The sequence below is a fragment of the Paenibacillus diazotrophicus genome (genome assembly GCF_042610465.1).
In genome coordinates this window covers 148,332-165,874 of the sequence record NZ_JBGJZN010000001.1, presented here as the reverse complement: position 1 = coordinate 165,874, position 17,543 = coordinate 148,332, and the positions used below count along the sequence as shown (strand labels likewise).

At 47.1% G+C, this 17,543-nt stretch carries 18 protein-coding genes; 5 read left to right on the top strand and 13 right to left on the bottom strand.

The annotated features are described in order from the left end of the window. Positions 1-147: 147 nt before the first annotated feature. Positions 148-1,716, bottom strand: coding sequence for a DNA-binding protein (locus tag ACAN54_RS00690; RefSeq protein WP_379151030.1), 1,569 nt, complete (start codon positions 1,714-1,716; stop codon positions 148-150). Between the two features lie 240 nt (positions 1,717-1,956). On the opposite strand from ACAN54_RS00690, the gene ACAN54_RS00685 reads away from it, so the two are divergent. Further along, entirely contained in the window at positions 1,957-2,421 is a 465-nt protein-coding gene (locus tag ACAN54_RS00685; RefSeq protein ID WP_379151028.1) for a MarR family transcriptional regulator, read from the top strand. A 6-nt stretch (positions 2,422-2,427) separates the two neighbouring features. Then, positions 2,428-3,258, top strand: a complete 831-nt coding sequence (locus tag ACAN54_RS00680) for a DUF6544 family protein (RefSeq protein ID WP_379151025.1) — start codon at positions 2,428-2,430, stop codon at positions 3,256-3,258. 30 nt (positions 3,259-3,288) lie between these two features. On the opposite strand, the gene ACAN54_RS00675 is transcribed toward ACAN54_RS00680, so the two are convergent. From ACAN54_RS00675 to ACAN54_RS00660, 4 genes are all read right to left on the bottom strand, one after another. After that, the gene (locus ACAN54_RS00675; protein ID WP_379151022.1) at positions 3,289-5,217 is read right to left on the bottom strand and encodes an FtsX-like permease family protein; all 1,929 of its coding nucleotides are present in this window, start codon (positions 5,215-5,217) and stop codon (positions 3,289-3,291) included. Then, complete coding sequence (locus ACAN54_RS00670) at positions 5,214-5,969, bottom strand: ABC transporter ATP-binding protein (protein WP_379151019.1); 756 nt, start codon at positions 5,967-5,969, stop codon at positions 5,214-5,216. The genes ACAN54_RS00675 and ACAN54_RS00670 overlap by 4 nt, the downstream gene beginning before the upstream one ends. A gap of 394 nt (positions 5,970-6,363) precedes the next feature. Next, positions 6,364-7,368, bottom strand: a complete 1,005-nt coding sequence (locus tag ACAN54_RS00665) for a sensor histidine kinase (RefSeq protein WP_379151016.1) — start codon at positions 7,366-7,368, stop codon at positions 6,364-6,366. Next, positions 7,365-8,054, bottom strand: coding sequence for a response regulator transcription factor (locus tag ACAN54_RS00660; protein ID WP_379151012.1), 690 nt, complete (start codon positions 8,052-8,054; stop codon positions 7,365-7,367). The genes ACAN54_RS00665 and ACAN54_RS00660 overlap by 4 nt, the downstream gene beginning before the upstream one ends. Positions 8,055-8,283: 229 nt before the next feature. On the opposite strand from ACAN54_RS00660, the gene ACAN54_RS00655 reads away from it, so the two are divergent. Then, positions 8,284-10,158, top strand: a complete 1,875-nt coding sequence (locus tag ACAN54_RS00655; RefSeq protein ID WP_379151009.1) for an LTA synthase family protein — start codon at positions 8,284-8,286, stop codon at positions 10,156-10,158. Positions 10,159-10,207: 49 nt separating this feature from the next. Here ACAN54_RS00655 and ACAN54_RS00650 read toward each other — a convergent pair whose 3' ends face one another. Continuing rightward, the gene (locus ACAN54_RS00650) at positions 10,208-11,110 is read right to left on the bottom strand and encodes a WD40/YVTN/BNR-like repeat-containing protein (RefSeq protein WP_379151006.1); all 903 of its coding nucleotides are present in this window, start codon (positions 11,108-11,110) and stop codon (positions 10,208-10,210) included. A gap of 235 nt (positions 11,111-11,345) precedes the next feature. On the opposite strand from ACAN54_RS00650, the gene ACAN54_RS00645 reads away from it, so the two are divergent. Next, positions 11,346-12,209, top strand: coding sequence for a hypothetical protein (locus ACAN54_RS00645; protein ID WP_379151003.1), 864 nt, complete (start codon positions 11,346-11,348; stop codon positions 12,207-12,209). Between the two features lie 17 nt (positions 12,210-12,226). Here the strand turns inward: ACAN54_RS00645 and ACAN54_RS00640 are convergent, their stop codons facing one another. The 7 genes from ACAN54_RS00640 to ACAN54_RS00610 all read right to left on the bottom strand — a co-directional run bounded on the left by ACAN54_RS00640 (position 12,227) and on the right by ACAN54_RS00610 (position 17,211). Continuing rightward, complete coding sequence (locus ACAN54_RS00640) at positions 12,227-12,568, bottom strand: hypothetical protein (RefSeq protein WP_379151000.1); 342 nt, start codon at positions 12,566-12,568, stop codon at positions 12,227-12,229. Positions 12,569-12,696: 128 nt separating this feature from the next. Beyond that, positions 12,697-13,362, bottom strand: coding sequence for a hypothetical protein (locus ACAN54_RS00635; protein ID WP_379150997.1), 666 nt, complete (start codon positions 13,360-13,362; stop codon positions 12,697-12,699). 185 nt (positions 13,363-13,547) lie between these two features. Then, complete coding sequence (locus ACAN54_RS00630; RefSeq protein WP_379150993.1) at positions 13,548-14,030, bottom strand: DinB family protein; 483 nt, start codon at positions 14,028-14,030, stop codon at positions 13,548-13,550. A gap of 12 nt (positions 14,031-14,042) precedes the next feature. Continuing rightward, positions 14,043-14,924, bottom strand: a complete 882-nt coding sequence (locus ACAN54_RS00625; RefSeq protein WP_379150990.1) for an AraC family transcriptional regulator — start codon at positions 14,922-14,924, stop codon at positions 14,043-14,045. A 275-nt stretch (positions 14,925-15,199) separates the two neighbouring features. After that, positions 15,200-15,766, bottom strand: coding sequence for a hypothetical protein (locus tag ACAN54_RS00620; protein WP_379150987.1), 567 nt, complete (start codon positions 15,764-15,766; stop codon positions 15,200-15,202). 117 nt (positions 15,767-15,883) lie between these two features. Further along, positions 15,884-16,582, bottom strand: a complete 699-nt coding sequence (locus ACAN54_RS00615) for a polysaccharide deacetylase family protein (protein WP_379150984.1) — start codon at positions 16,580-16,582, stop codon at positions 15,884-15,886. A gap of 38 nt (positions 16,583-16,620) precedes the next feature. After that, the gene (locus tag ACAN54_RS00610) at positions 16,621-17,211 is read right to left on the bottom strand and encodes a YkoP family protein (protein ID WP_489685734.1); all 591 of its coding nucleotides are present in this window, start codon (positions 17,209-17,211) and stop codon (positions 16,621-16,623) included. Positions 17,212-17,335: 124 nt separating this feature from the next. Between ACAN54_RS00610 and ACAN54_RS00605 the strand changes: the two genes are divergently transcribed. Next, complete coding sequence (locus tag ACAN54_RS00605) at positions 17,336-17,533, top strand: hypothetical protein (protein ID WP_379150981.1); 198 nt, start codon at positions 17,336-17,338, stop codon at positions 17,531-17,533. The last annotated feature ends 10 nt before the right edge of the window (positions 17,534-17,543 follow it).

Here is a 17,543-nt window from a genome sequence, read left to right as displayed (position 1 = left end):
ACTCCCGGCGGATAAACCGCTTAACGGTCTTCAAGCGCATTTTTGCCTCAGTCTCTGGATGTAGCGAAACAGTATAACAATACACAAAAAGCCCGGGATAAGGCGTTAGGCCATCCCCCGAGCTTCAGTTCTACCATTTAGTTGGAATTACTCGACAGGAACGTCCGCGATTGTCACTGCCTCTGTGTATTTTGCCGTGCTGTTTAAGCGGAGCCGCATACTGCCTGCCCCGGTTGTGTTTGGATTGATGGTTACCGTTAAAATTCTGGATGCCACCCCGCTGGAGTCAGCCGTCAGGGCGAAGGTAGAGCTGTAGCCGTAGGATGAAGGCCATGAACCGTCACTATTCTTCACCTTCGCCACCTGCGTACCCGAGCTGGTATAGATTCCAAGGCTGTAACCGGTAGTGGTGGAGCCCGGTGTTAGTCCGGAGACCTTCACTTCCACTTCGAACTCATAATGGTTCGGAAGGGTCGCCTGATGGCCGAAAGTATAACCCGGTGTTGTAGGAACGGTAGAGCTTCCGGCACCGAAGGAACCGGTTTTGAAAGTAGAGGGATCATACCATTTATAGCCTGAAGCCGGTGCCGCCCAAGGTTCGGCCTGCGGTTCAGTGGAACTGGCAGGCGCTTCCCAACTGTATAACGAAGTAGCTGAATCCAGAGTAAGTCCGGAAACGGCAGAGAACGTTGTGTAACTCTCCGGTGTGGCAAGCCAGTTCACCATGTTGATCAGTAGAGTGGCATCATCCGCTTCTTTATAGCCGTCATAGGTCGTTTTGGTGCCCCCGGTCTCTTCTCTTTTATATTTAGGCGAAGCATCCTCAACCGGGGAGGAGTCACCAATAAATCCTGCTTTGCCGGCACTTACCTTGGATACAGCCACAAAGGGCCCCTCCGCGACTCCGCCGCCGTTATACACACCGGCATCCACTGCACTGGACCAGGCGGGAGCTGTCGTTGGAACATAGACGATTCCTTTTGCTTTTGCAGGATTGGTGATCGCAAGTGTTGAACCGGCATGAACAGCCACACTGGATACTCCGCTAGTAATATTGAATGCTTGTGCAGGAGCCACAATGCTACCCGCCGTCACATCGCCAAGAGCGTTGTACCGGAATCTCACACCAAAGTTCGTGGACAGCCAGTCGGAGCTTGCTACCCCGGACATGGCTGGTGAAGCCGCTTCCTCTGTGCTCATTCCAGCAGCCGGATTCGACCAGCCCCCCCGGCGGTAACCGTTGAAGACTTCGGAAGCGTCCCAGCGGTTCTTGTTCCGGTCTGCGTTATAGTGATCACTAATGAAGAAAATGCTTCCCCCGCTTTGCACGTAGCTCAGCAGCGCGCTTTGTTCCGATGTCTTGTATGGAATGTTCGCCTCGGGAATGATGAATACGTCATAGCCAGACAGATCTGATAAGGTGATTGGCGTGCTCTTTCGCAGCTCTTTGACGTAGTAGCCTGCGGCTGCCAGCCCGTTCGCAAAATCCGAGAACCCGCCATCAATCACCCAGTCTGCCGCACCTGCAGTTTGTGCATGCGTATTGTCGAACAATACTTTCTTGCCGTTGGCCGAAGCTGGCGTGATGCTCGGTGCCGGATCGGAAGGTCCTTCAGCATACACCTCTAACGGCTGGATACCCACTACCACTGCAAGTAAAGCGGCCATGGCCAGGCTCGTCCAGGTTTTGCGCAAACGCGGGAAGCTTAGAAACATTCTTCATTCCTCCACTCTCTTTAATAGAATTAGGCCTGAATAGCCGCTAATAGAATAACATAGTAAATTATGGAATAGTATATGTAATTGCTAATTTTTACATTTTGTAAACATATTTAATCAAGAGAGTACAAAGCGACGGGAAGATCATCCCATCATTCCTTATAGACAAATAGGTAACCTATTACATATAATATTTATGTAACAGGTTACCTTATTAATTAGAGGAGGTAAATCGTATTGGACGAAAAGGAGCAACAGGCTTACATTCTGGGTGCTGTGCTGACACTTGCCAACCGTCTTCAGGTACTGGGTGATCAACTGGACGATCAAATAACCATGAAGCAGTGGCTGCTGATCGCAGTCATTCTGAAGAGTGGTTCATCCTCCCCCACCTTAAGTGATGTCGCCGGGATGATCGGCAGTTCGCGGCAAAATGTAAAAAAGATGGCCCTACTGCTCGAGAAGCAGGGGTTCATTACGCTCACCAAGGACAGCAAGGATGCACGTATCCTCAGGCTGCAGTTGACCGAGAAATGCGGAATCTATTTTGCGGGAAGAAGTGAGCGGGAGGCAGGTTTCATGGACGCACTATTCCAGTCGTTCGACCACGGGCTAACCGAAGGTTTATACCGCGGATTAACCATGCTTACCGAGAACATTACCCGAATGGAGACAACTTCATCCAATGAAGAAAAGGAGTAGAAACATATGACCCTTATATTTATTCTGGCTGGCGCCGCAGCGGCCACAATTGTTTTTTTCAAGATTCCCTATTCCACAACCAAAACAGAATTCCGGCGGATAGCAGACAGGAACCTCGCCAACCCTCCCATCCCGAATGATGCATTCACTAACGAGGACTGGAAGCTGCTTCCTCCCCCTGTCCGGTTGTATTTTGAGAGCAGCGGGTTTACCGGCAAGCCGAAGATGTCCTCGATGAAAGCCGTATTTAACAAAGTAGACTTCATCCTGTCCCCCAAAAAACCTGCTGTGTCCATAGATTATAAGCAGTACAATTTCGTACGGCCCCTCACCAGAATCGCCCTGATCGAGACGGCTCTATACGGCATCCCTTTTCAAGGACTTGATTCCTATATAGAGGGTACCGGCAGTATGAAAGGCGTCCTGGGCAAGACATTCACACTCTTTAACCAGCTTGGGGTGGAGATGGATCAGGCGAGTCTGGTTACCTTTTTGTCAGAAGCTCTCTGGCTGCCGAGTGCCGCCATACAGGGCTACATCACTTGGGTCCCCGTTGACGATCATCATGCGCAGGCGATCATTTCGTGCTATGGGATTACGGCTACGGGAATCTTCAGCTTTAATGACCAGGGAGAATGTCTGTCTTTCACTACGGACGACCGCACCGCCGTCGGAATGGATGGCTCCAAGCAACATGTGCGATGGTCCGCGCTTATGAAGGATTACAAGTGGATTAATGGTATTAGACAACCTACACACCTGCAGGCGGTTTGGCATTATGACAGTGGGGATCTCGTCTATTTTGACAGTCATAATCTTCAGTTGGAGTATCGTTGAATGGAGTGAAGTGCCATTCTGTTCATTGGGTCACAACGACTCTCCAATCACTCTTTTATAATACAGCACCGACAGGAAGCCAAAAATAGAATATAGCGCCGTGTACAGGAGCATAACCAAGATCATGGGTGTGAGCATTTCCGTGCCGAAGAAGAACCAGCCGGATTTGACGGCAAAATAGCTATGGCTGAGACCAACGACCAGCGGGATTCCAAAGTTGAACAACTGCTTGAACTGGATACCGCGTAAGAGATCACCTTGGGTAAAACCCAGTTTCCGCAGAATGGTATAACCGGCTTTTTCCTCCTCCCCTTCATCCATTTGCTTGAAATATAGAATACAGCCGGAGGTAATCAGGAACGTCAACCCAAGGAATCCGACAATAAACATGATAAGCCCCATATTGCTCCGCTGGTTCAGTTCGTATTCATGCTGTGAAATGCTCGGCGCTTCGGGTTTCTGTTCCACATATATTTGATAGGCTGCGTCTACCTGCGAACGACTCGCAAGTTCAACACCGTAGTATTCTGACTTTTTCTTGTCTCTCTGCAGCTTGGGATTCAGGACCTCCGCCAGCTTCTGGTAGACCGTCTCGTCGACTACAAACACTCCGGCTCCTCCGCTGTAATAGAAAGGTAAAACCGATGCTTTGGATATTCCTATAAGCCGCTGCTTCATCGTTCCATTCAAGGTCTTAAAGCCAATCTCGCCGGTTTCACGCAGGGACACGAGACTTTCAATAGCATTGCTGTATCCCAGGATCATGGATTCACCGGGTTTTACATCTACACCCTCAACGCTGCTGTCACTGATTACAGAAGTGGTAAGGATCGTGTCACTAGACCCCTTCTCCATAATTTGCGAGGCATCCACTTCCATCATGATTGGCTGCATATGGATTTCTCTATATTTAATTTGCGCACGGTCCAGTGCCTCCACAAATTTCTCTTTGACTTCTACCCCAGCAAACCCATAATCGTTCGGCGAACTTTCTTTGGCAGTGGCTTCAGCCGAATAATATGAAATATAGCTGAGAGACAACAGACCGATAGCCAGCGCGGATACCGTGGTGATAATTGTCAGGAGCAGCGCATTGGACTTCATCCGGAACATAATGGACGAGAGCGAGAGCACCTCATTGATGGAGAGGTAACCCTGCTTACTCTTGCGGATGGCGTTGAACACAAAGCTGACGGACCCTTTATAGAATAGATACGTGCCGATTATGACCAGACCCAGGATAAGGATCATTGAAATCATCAGTTCTGTCATGTCGTTTATTTCACCCATGAAGAGCAAGGACGATAAATAATACCCTGTTGCAATAAAACCAATGCCCAGCAGACCCAGGATAATCTCCCATAGCGGTATCTTTCGGATGCGCTCCTGTGCAGTGGAAGTAACTTTGAAGAGTGAGAGGATGCTCTGCCCTTTAATAAATATGTAATTCATCAGCATGATGAGCACATAAATCGCGGCAAAGACGACCACGGTATGCTGAAGCGCCTCATGTGAAAAACGCAGCTTCGCTACCGTCTCAATCGCCAATATTTTGAATAAGATCATCAAAATCAGCCGCGATACCGCAAACCCGGCACCAATCCCCAGGACCATGGACCCGAAATACAAGATCAGATTCTCTGCACTTAAAAGCTTGAAGATTTTGCCCTTCGTTAGTCCAATCAGTTGAAACAGCCCTATCTCGCGACTGCGGCGCTTAATAAAGATCGTATTTGCATACAGCAGGAAAATGGCGACAATAGCTACCAGCAGCACCGAAGATGTACCAATGGCTGCCCCTCCTTTAACCGTACCGGCAACTTCATCCATGGACGGGTCATACTGAAGCGTAACAAAAGAGAAATACAGCGCCACACCGAAGATCAGTGCGAAGACGTAAAGGTAATAGTTCCTAATGTTTTTTCGCAGATTACGCAGGATGATGTAGTTCAGGCTCATTGCTGAACACCGCCTAGTACACTCGTGGTCTTGATGATATCGTTGAAAAAGGACTGCCGTGCTTCTTCCCCTTTGTTCAGTTGAGTATAAATCTGCCCGTCACGTATGAACACTACCCGGCTGCAGTAACTTGCGGCAACAGCATCATGGGTAACCATCACAATGGTGGCCTGGCGCTTCGTATTCATATCGGCAAGCTTGTTCAGCAGGTCGGAGGCAGATTTGGAATCAAGCGCACCTGTTGGCTCATCTGCAAAAATAATGCTCGGATCATGTATAAACGCCCGTGCTGCTGATGTCCGCTGCTTCTGTCCGCCGGATATTTCCGCCGGGTATTTATCTTTCAATTCGTAGATCCCCAGTTCACCGGCCACCTGTTCAAACTTCTGATGGGCTTCTTTCTTCGAGATCCCGGTGATCGTGAGCGGAAGCATCACGTTTTCTTTGACCGTCAGGGTGTCGAGCAGGTTATATTCCTGAAAAATAAATCCCAGATGCTGCTTGCGGAATTCGGCCAGCTGTTTCTCCTTCATGCCCGTAAACTCCTTGCCCTCAATTTCAATCGTTCCTTGACTTACCCGGTCAATAGAGGAAAGGACATTCAGCAGTGTGGTTTTGCCAGAACCGGATGCCCCCATAATGCCGACGAATTCGCCTTTACTGACTTGAAGATCAATCCCTTTCAGCACTTCCTGTTTGTTGAATTTGTTACCGTACGTCTTATAAATTTTGTTCGCTTCCAATATCAGCACGTTCTTCGCACTCCTTAAAATAGAATAACATTCCGATCCCTGAATTATTTCGATCCCTCCCAAACCCTCCCTTAGCCAAGGGAGGGCCCCAAGGGCTCTGCCCTCTGGACACCCGTCTAAGTGCAATTAGCGTGGGTGTTCAGGCAGGCGGGACTTAGAGGTGTGGGGAGTAGGATCGCTTGCCGTCCCTGCGGGACACGCTTAACTGCGGCGTGACCTGGATACGGGGTAGAGATTAAGATCAAAAGATTAAAGATCAAAAGATTTAAGATCAAAACCCCCTTGATCTTCTGATGTTGCACTATGTCTGATCTCTACATTTCTATCATAAGCGGGTAGCGTTCTGTTTTCCTGCGTTTTGACGAACAAAACAAAGAGGCATGTGACATTGTTGTCACATGCCCGCAATACTCAGAAAGTCATTTTTGCGTGGAAAGGTCAATGTAAAGGTAGTGCCCTCCCCGGGTTGGGAGGCTGCCTGAATATCGATCAGCAGCGGCCCCGCTGCCTGTTTCGTCAAATAGAGGCCCATGCCTGTAGCGGCGCCTTCCTGGCGTCCGGTTGTGGATGTGAAGCCTTTATCATAAATACGAGGCAAGTCTTTGGGGTCAATTCCTCTTCCATGATCCGTGATGGTCAGCACAACATGACCCTCCGTTTCCCTGCTCTGAATGAGGATATCAGAGAATTCGCTGTATTTCACAGCATTGGTCAGCAGCTGTCTAAGTATAAAACCAAGCCATTTGCTGTCAGTGAGCACTTCTTCCGCTGTAAGTTCAACGTCAAACCCTACTCCTTTGGGAATACACCAGGATTTCAGCGCCCGGATCTCCTGATGGAGGATCGGTTCAAGCCGGGTCATCTCGATATACAGATCATTATGCATGAACGGAATCCGTTTCTGATGAAGCTGCTGGTCGAGCAAATGATTGATTCTCAGCCATTCGTACATGATTTGCCGTTTCAGTGTCTCATCCGGCAGCCGTTCGATCATTAACTGCATGGCTGTAAGCGGAGTTTTGACCTCATGAATCCATGACAGCAGGTCGTCCTTCTCCTGTTCCAGCTGTTGGAAATTCGCTGAAGATTCCAGCCGGTAGCGTTCGGTTTGGGCATTCACGGCTTCCTCCACAATCCTTTCGAACGGACTGTCGGCTCCCTTGAAAGTGCTTAGATCATAAATCTCATCCCAGTCCCCAATCCGATGATAGAAGCGGGTCTCCTTAGAATATCTGAGAAACACAAAAATAGTACATACCATTACATTCAATCCGACGATGTACAATATGGGCATGAAGGGTATGGAAGAATCAACATAGGCCACGAATAAAAAGATAATCTGCAACCCGCCAAGCAGGAGCAGCCAGCTGAGCTTTTCTTTTATGTACTTCCTGATCATAAGGCCGCCTCTTCGGTTGCCATGTAGCCTTGTCCGACTTTGGTTTCAATATACGCATCCAGACCCAGAGGCTCCAGTTTTTTACGCAGCCGGTTCACATTCACAGTAAGCGTATTGTCACTCACAAAATGCTCGTTGTCCCACAGGTTTTTTATGAGCTCCTCGCGCTTTACAATCCGGTCTTTGCACTCTATCAATATTTTGAGGATCAGCATTTCATTCTTCGTTAGCAGTGCTGAGTCTTGGTCTTTTGTGACAGTGTTCTTCACATATTCAATGGTTGCTCCGCGCCAAGTCTTAAGCTCGATCCGTTCCGTGTTGTAGTTGTACACCCGGCGCAAGGTAGCCTGGATTTTGGCGATAAGTACATCGAAATGGAACGGCTTCTGTATAAAGTCATCAGCTCCGAACTGCATCGACATCACCATATCACTCGGATGGTCGCGGGAGGACAGAAAAATAATAGGCACATTGGAATGAGCCCTTATGATCCGGCACCAGTGAAACCCGTCAAACTGCGGCAGCTGGATATCAATAATGACCAGTTCAGGCTGGACCTCCGTAAACTCCTGAATGACTTTCCCGAAATCGGAAATACCGTAAACCTCATATGACCACTGAGACAACCGCTCCTTAATCTCCCCGAAAAGAGTGATATCGTCTTCAATGAGCATTATTTTGAACAATAGAGACACCTCATTTCAAATCTGTGCAGGCTCATAGATAGAATCCAGGGTTATTTTAACATAGAACCTGTGGGTTGGGTTACGTCCACCATTCTCCGGTTGCTTCAGCCATTATTTTTATCGAATAATAGTCACATATTTTGTAAAACCAGGTTATCACTCTAGTTGATTTTGAAACCTGCTATGTAATAGAATGGACTAATTATATAGAAAAGGATGCGCATATGAAATGCGGTTGAAAGAGCCACGCACACTCAGCAAAAGATCAATTATATTTTTCTCACTGATCATGCTCGCCAAAAGCTATTTTGCCTGGTATTACTTATTCGAAGACGGACCCACCTGGACCACCTTATTTAAAGAACTTCCTTTTGTACTGCTAATCTTCTGTTTGATCGAATGGTTCGCCACGAAACGGAAAATAGCTATCTACATGCTTGTGAATTTGTTGATTACCGTCTTGTTCTTCTCTCTGATTATCTATCATAATCATTTTGGGATTATCGCTACCTCTAAGGTGTTCGGTCAGGCCAAGCAGGTTGGAGCTGTGAAAAAGAGTATTTTCTCAGTGATCCACCCGCAGTACATGCTTATTTTCCTGGATATCATTATCATCAGCCTGGTCATGATCAGCCGCAAAAAAGCAGTAGCCTGGAAGACAGCCATGTCACGCCGGAGCAACCGCAAAGCTGTTGCCGCCTTGTTCTGCATTTCCTTCGCAATGTGTATGATGAATATTTTCCCGAATCAGGCCAGCATGAATGAAAACGTTCAAGCCGAGCAAATGGGAATTCTCAATTATGAAGCCTACGCGCTGCTTGGAGAGCATGAGGAAGAGCAGATTGAGCTATCCAAAATCACACAATCCGCCATTAATGACACGAAAGGCATTCAAGAACCTGCAAACCCCGTCTTGTTCGGTGCCGCCAAAGGAAAGAACCTGATCATTCTTCAGATGGAATCTTTCCAGAATTTCCTGATTAACTTATCCATCGATGGACAAGAAATTACACCCAATATGAACAAGCTGGCTGCCGGGAACTTTTACTTCCCCCGCTTCTACCAGCAAGTCGGTCAAGGCAATACTTCTGATGCTGAATTCATAGTGAACACTTCTTTTTATGTTCCACCAGATGGAGCGGCTACCGACATATATGCTCCCAAGGAGCTTCCAAGCTTGCCCAAGCTGCTGCAGGCACAAGGGTACGATACGGCAACTTTTCATACCAATGAAGTTGACTTTTGGAACCGCGGGGAGCTGTACAAGGCAGTAGGATTTGACCGTTATTATGACAAGGCCTTCTTCGGTGAAGATGACACTGTCTTCTACGGGGCTTCTGATGAAGTTCTGTACAAGAAGACATCCGATGAATTGGCGAGAATGGACCAGAGCAGCCAGCCTTTCTATTCACATGTAATCTCCATGTCTTCTCATAATCCTTTTTCCATTCCAGAGAGCAAATACAAGATGACACTCCCGGAACGGTTCGAAGGAACTCTCGTTGGAGATTATATCCGTGCCCAGAATTACGCGGACTATGCGCTTGGCCAGTTCATTGACGAACTCAAAGCCAATGGAGTTTGGGATAACAGCTTAATTGTGTTGTATGGCGATCATCGGGGACTTCCTATTTTCTCATTGAAGGAAGCCGATCAAGCCTTGCTCGCCGAAATTCTCAATCACGAGTATACGGAACGAGATTTGATAAATATTCCACTCATCATTGCATCGACAGGATTGACATCGCCCAGCGTGAAGGAGCAATTAGGCGGTCAAGTTGATATTTTGCCTACGGTATCCAATCTGTTAGGCGTATCACTAAGCAATCATATCCATTTTGGACAGGATCTCTTGAATCAATCCACCTATAATCTGCTTCCGCAGCGTTATTATTTACCGACAGGCTCCTTCGTTAATAATGAAGAACTCTTCCTCTCCGGCAGCGGGTTTGAGGACGGCCAGCATTATACTTTATCCGGTAATGGCCATCAGCCGCTGAAAGCCACAGAAGATGAATTCAATCGTGCACTTGAGCTGCTGCACCTGTCAGACAGCTATGTCACACAATTACCCGACCGGGAAGTTGTAGACGAGGATAAATAAAAGTGAACCCCGCTTCGTGAACTCGAGGTGGGGTTCTTTGGAGTGCTTTTTAACGAAATACGACTTTATTATACTTCCACGTCTTCCCATAATTTTGGCTAGTCAAATAGACCGTACCGACTACATTACTCGCTCCATCCTTACTGAGTTGTATAGGGAATTGTCCTGTTGCCCCATCGAATACTGGAGACAGCGGCGTCAAGCTATAATCTGCAAAACTATCGGGTAGCTTGATATGGAGCTTGGTCCAGCTTTCCCCTCCGTCCTGTGTCCAGCATATGGCCGGTTGGAAGTCTGTTTCATATCTGAACCCCATAAAACCGATCTTGTCACTGGCAAAGCCTGCTCCGGTTAACACCCTTGCATATACGGAATTAGCGTTTCCCTTCACCTCACTCCAGGATTTTCCGCCATCCCGCGTCTTGTAGATATAATGATTTTCGCTGCCCATGCCATTAAATCTGCTGAGTACTAACCAGCCTTCATTTTTGGTAATGAATCCGATGTTTTTGGTTGTACCGATGAGTTCTTGGGTCACTGGATAGGTATTCCATGTTTTCCCCTGGTCATTGGAGATCAGCACCTGAACCGGAGTTCCTCTGGAGCCTCCATAAGTAATAGCTGTCTTGTCGATGGAAATAAAAAAACCCGTTTCATCTTCGGACATTCCCGAGTCTTCACGATAGCCCGGAATCAGGGTCAGAGGGGCCTTGACTTTCGATTTGCCGTTGCTGTAAGAAATAATCACGTGACCGTCCTTGTCGAGCGAATATGAATGACCAGCGTTATATGCAATGACCTGTTCCCCTGCCGAGTTGCGTGTATAAACCGTACCCGGTTTGAGCTTGGAACTGCTGCCCTCACTTATTCCAGCTACAGACATTACTGATAACAACAACATTATCAATAGCGCATACCAAGGCTCTTTTTTCAAAATAAGTCCTCGACGCATCGCTAATCCTCCTTATATGTTCCTGATACTCTTAACCATAAATGATTCTCCTGCCTAAAAAGTGGCAAAAAGTTATCATTCTCAAAGCTATTTTGTAAAACATTCCTGTTCGTCTAAAGCAAATCTATGCTAAGTTGAACTTGAGATTTCCATATGGGGCTTAATCGTAACTACAGTTCATCTTATCCAGTAGTCAAAAAGCAGACAAATATCCGCGCAGAGAGGACCTTGTTTAATGGACAAGAAAATACTTACTGTACTTAAGAAACTCTATCATCATACGAATTCCGAATACGATGCAGAACGCGGTGTTAGCTTGTATCGAACGGATACCCTGGAACCTACTGAGCGCAAGCTGCTGGAGCAATCCGGGTGGGAGACAAATGACACACATAAAATAACTCATGAAGATATCAACCGGAAACTGATGGCTCTGCAATCAGACGAACGTGCAGACTGGTCGCGGATCGCGGGAGCTTTTATTGCGGGGGTTGGCGGGAGTTTCCCTAGAGGCATTTCCTCCCTTATGAGCTATCACCGGATGATTCATATGCAGGAGCATGAGTATGAACAAGCCGAACGCTTTGTGTGCTGCAAGTACTGCGGGTTCCATAAGGATCAATGGGAGAACCTGTCCCGGATCAGATACGCTATCCATTTGGGTAACACCTACGGCAGCAATGTAGGAGCCTATACGGATCTGACGGAATTGTATGATCTATTGGACCGTGGATTCGGTGTCCCGACCCGCGAAGATATACAGCTATTCAACCAGCTCATACAAATGCTTGAAGCAGCGGCAGATGAACTAACGCCCGGCCAATTCGAGAAACATCTGACTTCGTCCAAGCTGCTCAAAGGAACCGCTGGTACACGCCGCGGCATCCTGCAGTCTCTTGCCATGGTAGGCGTACTGCCGAACACTATCCTGCCGCTAGCCCCCAACCACTTTGCGAAGATTGAAGAGATCTTGAACGGTGAGCAGGAATTGAACAATACCAAAGGCCGTTCCGATATGGAGATGCCCTGGGCGGGCTGGCAAGGCAAGCTTGGCGTGAACAGGGCTATACTGGTTCAGCTGTTTGGAGAGTATATGTAGCGTTAACCGTAAAGAGCTTAAACATTCCGTTTATACTCAATGAAACTGGCGGGAATGTGCCCCGCTCCTAGAATAATGCTGAAGATGAGCAGATATCCTGAGTGAAGAATCACTGAAGCGCACAGGAAATAGAAGACCGGGCTTAGCGCCAGAGGCACAGGAACACCCATAAGCGGTGTGAACAGCAGACTGTACGGTCTTCCATTCCTGAAATATCTTCCCCATCCCAAATAGTACATGCCCAGCGAGAACAGCATCACTATCAGCGCCAGGATCTCATATCCATTCTGCAAATGCAGGGAATAGAAAAGTGGAACGGCTATCACACCTATACGCCCAACGAATTCGGCACCGGACAAAAGTAAATTCCTAGGAGGGACGCTAGGCATGTTCTGAGACCCAAATCTGATAAACAGCAGATTGGGCAACATTATCATCAGCGGTATTATAAGGCTTACAGGATGAAACAAAATAATCCCCCTAACCATTAATTATTAATGTTGAACATTTCACCATTCTCCCACACCAGGTGCCCTTCTTTTACTAGAGTCATATTCTCAATATCACTAGGAGCAGGGTATGTACGTAATACATCCATACTGGTTTTGCTCGTGTCGATTCCATGAATACGGTAAACTTCAATCTGCTTTTTCTTCAATTTGAGGATCAGATCATACTGGCGGAATGCCATATCGGCAGGTTTATTTGTAACAATATGCTCGGTGGAATTCTCCAGGTCCAGCCACGCAATAACCGAGCGGTGAATACCTGAGCCAAAGGAATATGCATAGACTATATCCACTGTACCGTCTTTATTAACATCATATGGGACAGCGCTGGTTACCCCAAATCCGCCGAAACCCATACCGATCTGAACTGCACTCCCAGCTGAGACGGCAAAGGTATCCCAGCTCGAAGTCCCTTCTACATTTTTAAAAAGCTGACGCCCCGTCTGCTCCCAAATGTCAAGTGGAGTGATATCGATCAAATGTGAGGTCATTTCGCTTGTAGCAGATAACTTCTTATCCGCCAAAATCAATGCTTCCGCTTGCCCTGAAGTTAAAGGATTATCCGAATCACAAGAGATTGCAGTACAAGAAACTACCAAACACAATGCCACTATCAGCATTTCTCTGGGCAATATCATTCTCATGGTCTTATCGCCACCTTTTTAAGCGATTTTTCCTTATTATAACATTTTGCGAATCATACTTATGTATATACGGACAAAATGACTCAATGATATTAATAAAAAACACTAACCCGTCAGGTTAATTATCCCTTCGAGTTAGTGTTTTCCGGGTATACTCCACACTCTGGCTGTTAATGTCTGCTCATCTATTCACTACTCCGTCTCCAGCTCTTCTGCAGCTTGCGGATCAATACGATCTGCCCGATATGATAGGCATTATGGGTTGTCACATTTCCGATAATTTCCCACCACTGGCTACCGGGAAATTCCTGTATGTCTTCCGCCAGCTGATCTTCGGTTAACAGGCTCTGCCAATTCAGCAGCACCTCCAGTAAACTCGTTTGAAGCTGTTCAAAAGAGATACCCTGTGGAAGCTCAAATGTAAGATTGTTGCTCTCCACAGAGGGTACGGCATGAACACTGGCTTCCCGGTACCGGGACTGCCAGGTCTGATTCCAATACAGCAGATGCTGAACCAGCTCAGCAATGCTGTTGCTGTCTTCGTCCGGCTTCCATACAGCCTCTTCTTCACTCAAGCCTTGCACGGATTCTGTGAAGGTCACATACCAGCTTGGGTCATTTGCATTCGCGAGCAACTGGTTGCCCAGTATTTCCTTAACTTGAACCAATTTTATAACACCTCACTTTTCAATTGATACTTGAACAGGTATCCATATTTCACTTCTATACGTGGCCGAAGCCGTGTCTTTGCTCTCATTCCACAAGATTTCCGGCCCTTCCACCAGCTCGTAATTAGAAGAAGGGAACCATTCGGAATAAATCCGGCCCCATATATTCTGGAGGGTATCCGGGAACGGCCCAACCGCTTCAAATACTGCCCATGTGGAAGCCGGAACCTCTAGCTGAGCATAATGCTCCGGACCTTCCAGCGTCGTAGCAACCCCAATGTAATGATCCAGTTCTCCCTTTTCTTCCATGCGGCCCTCAGAGAAATTCACCGATGCACAGATGATCCCGGCTGGATCGGTGTTCGACAGCTGCTTCAGCTCGGTAATCATCTGCATGTTCAGACTCTGCCACATTTCGGCAATCTCCGGATTGACACCATTAAATTGAATGGTAATCCTCTTCTTCAGCCCGACGATACGAAAGGCCTTTTTTTCCTCCATACGGTAATTCATTTCACTGCCTCCTCTGATCGTCAACTGAAAAGTCATTCGGGGGAAGGACTTCAGCGATGAACCACCCGCTCGCGCTTCAGATGGAGTCACACCATGAAAAAGCTGGAACGCTTTCGTGAAAGCATCCGGTGAACTGTAACCAGCATTTATAGCCACGTCGATGATCCGCAGTTGGCTTTTCTGAAGCTCGAATGCGGCCAGTGTAAGGCGTCTGCGGCGAATATACTCCGAGAGTGATACCCCCGCAAGGAATGAAAACATCCGCTTGAAGTGATATTCGGAGCATAATGCCCTTCTGGCAACTTCTTTAAAATTAATCTCATCTGTAAGATGATCTTCAATGTAGGATAACGCATCATTCATGTTCTCCAGTAAGTTCATGCTTCTGCCTCCTTCCCTCAAACCCAGAATAACAGTATTTCAGGACCCGATTCCGACAGTTCGTGCACCATATTGACGGGTGTGTTCCCTTTAGAGCATTGCAATAAAATACTATAGGCATTGTATATGAAGGTGTATATTCATATGACTACTGTATACCCTATTATGGATACAAATAAGAACAAAAAAAAGCCTGTAGAACACGAACCCTGGTTAGGGCCGGTCTATAGGCTTTTCTATAGAACATTATGATAGCTATGACTTAAGAAATTCAATTATTTAACGGCTGTTTCGCCAGTTACTTTACCATCAAGGACAGCACTTGTTTTCAGATCATCGCTTTTAAAGTACAGGTTGCCGTCAATAGTTGCTGTTTTATCAAGAGTGAATCCTTTGGCTTCTACATAAACGTCACCTTTGATCGTTCCGCCTTGCACTTTGAAGTTTTCACTTTGAACAGTGACCTTAGGGGCAGTCAGCGTATAGCTGGCAGTGATTTTGTGGTCTGCATCCTGTGCATACAGAGCCAGTTTACGGTAGATTGCATTTTCGGCAGCGCCTTTATCGTGGAATTCACCGGCAACAACAACATCAGTGTCAACAGTCAGATCATTCAGAATAGCTACGATCCAGTTACCTTCTGAACTAACTGCTTTGGTAAAAGCATCTGCTTGGTTAACGATGGATGCCGTGCTTTTTGCATCAGTCTGTTCAGTTGCCGCTGCACTTGCAGCTGGTGATGCGCTAGCCGCTTCTTTTGCTGTATCGTTATTATTATTTCCACAACCCGACAACAATGCTGCCGCTACGCCTGCAACCAACAATCCTTTTACTATCTTCACAATAATTCCCCCTATTTATGATATATTCATATTATATATTAAAATTTTAATAAATACAACGTGATAAATTTCACAAATTTGTGTCTATCATTTTTTAACTATTGAAATTGAAATATTTCAAGCCATTTCATCCAGCCGCACACATGTCAGATTCCTGCTCTTCAATTGCAGCAGTACATCCTCCAGTGCCTGTATCATATAATGAGGAGCATTTCCGTCCGCCCCCAGTGTATCCCCGCTGTCATGCAGTAGAATAATCGATCCGTCCTTCATCCGGTCTAACAATGTGGAGCGCAGGGAGGTCTGACATCTCTGACGGCTCCAATCATGTCCCATTAGCGACCATAGCACAATCCGGTACTGCCTGAGCCGCAAGAAATCGAACACATTAATGAGTCCCCAAGGCGGACGGTAATGATTGGGCCGGGTTCCGATGATAGACTCCACAATATCTGCGGTCCGCTCCAGATGCCCACGCCGGATGGTTCCCGGCAGCATCAGCCAATTGGAAGTATGAATATAGTTATGAATACCAATCTGATGGCCCTCCGCATCCATTCTTCTGATCAGCTCGGGATATAGCTCCGCCTGTGCACCAAGCACGAAAAAAGTGGCTTTTACTTGATGGAGCTTGAGAAGATCCAGCAGCCTTGGCGTGTATTCCGGATGCGGACCGTCATCGAATGTAAAAGCGACCTGCTTGGGAGTCGTTCCTTGGCGCAGTACGCCGTATCCCGTCAGCCTTGTAATCAGACTAGGAGCTAACATGTACATTACTATAATGCTGACCATTCCAATTCCAAGATAAATGAGCATAGCTTCCTCCTTCATCCGAAATCTATTTAGACTGACAGTTACTCTCCGCGAGAGAAACGGTTTTTGAGGGATGAACGAGAATGAATCAGCAGCATAGGGACTAGCTTATCGGTGCGCCGACGGATTCTGTTCTTTCCATCCGGGTGCAGTGCAGAGAGAAGAAGACGCAGATAAATCGTAGTCATCCGTCTAAAAACTCCAGGCTGCATAACCTGCTGTTCGAAGCCCAGTCCATGTGTAAGTCCCCGGTGTAGCAGCGTAATTCCCAGTAAAGCCTTGACCTGTCTGAACTCTGACTGGGATTCAAAGGCTTCATTGATCTGGCTCATGGATTGACGCAGCAGCCTTGCCGTACGCAGCGCAGCACGGTCTGAGCCTTCCGACTGGATCAGCTTCAGGATGCTTCCATTATCAAGGTGGAGCTCACCTACCCATTCCCCATCGTGAATAACTGTAGAATCCGCACATACGATAGCCTGGCCTCTGTGTTTTTTGAGCATCACACTGCAGATACCAAAATGAGACGTCCCCGCTCCGCGAAAATGTGAACCCATCGCAAACACTTTTTCCCATATCATCCATAGCGATTGTACTGTTGTTTTACCTACGCGAAGTTCCAATCTGTTCACCCTTCCCTTAACAACTGTCTATAATAACATTTTCAATTGTCACTCCTTTGTTTGACGCTGGGTTATGGGTATTCACTGCATAGCAAAAAGCCCCGCATGATCAGAACCCGGCCGGGGGATGGAGGTGGAATTCAATCAGGGAGAGCATCTGCCGGAAGAGCTGATTGCCCGAATCGGCGGCACGATGGGACCGACATTTTTGAGTGGTGATGATATTGCGAGAGCGGTAGTCTACGCATTGCAGCAGCCGCAAAACGTGGTGGTCCGGGAGCTTTATCTAACTGCGCCGAATGTATATCTGGGCAACGACTTCTCGATGTAGATTACAGTAA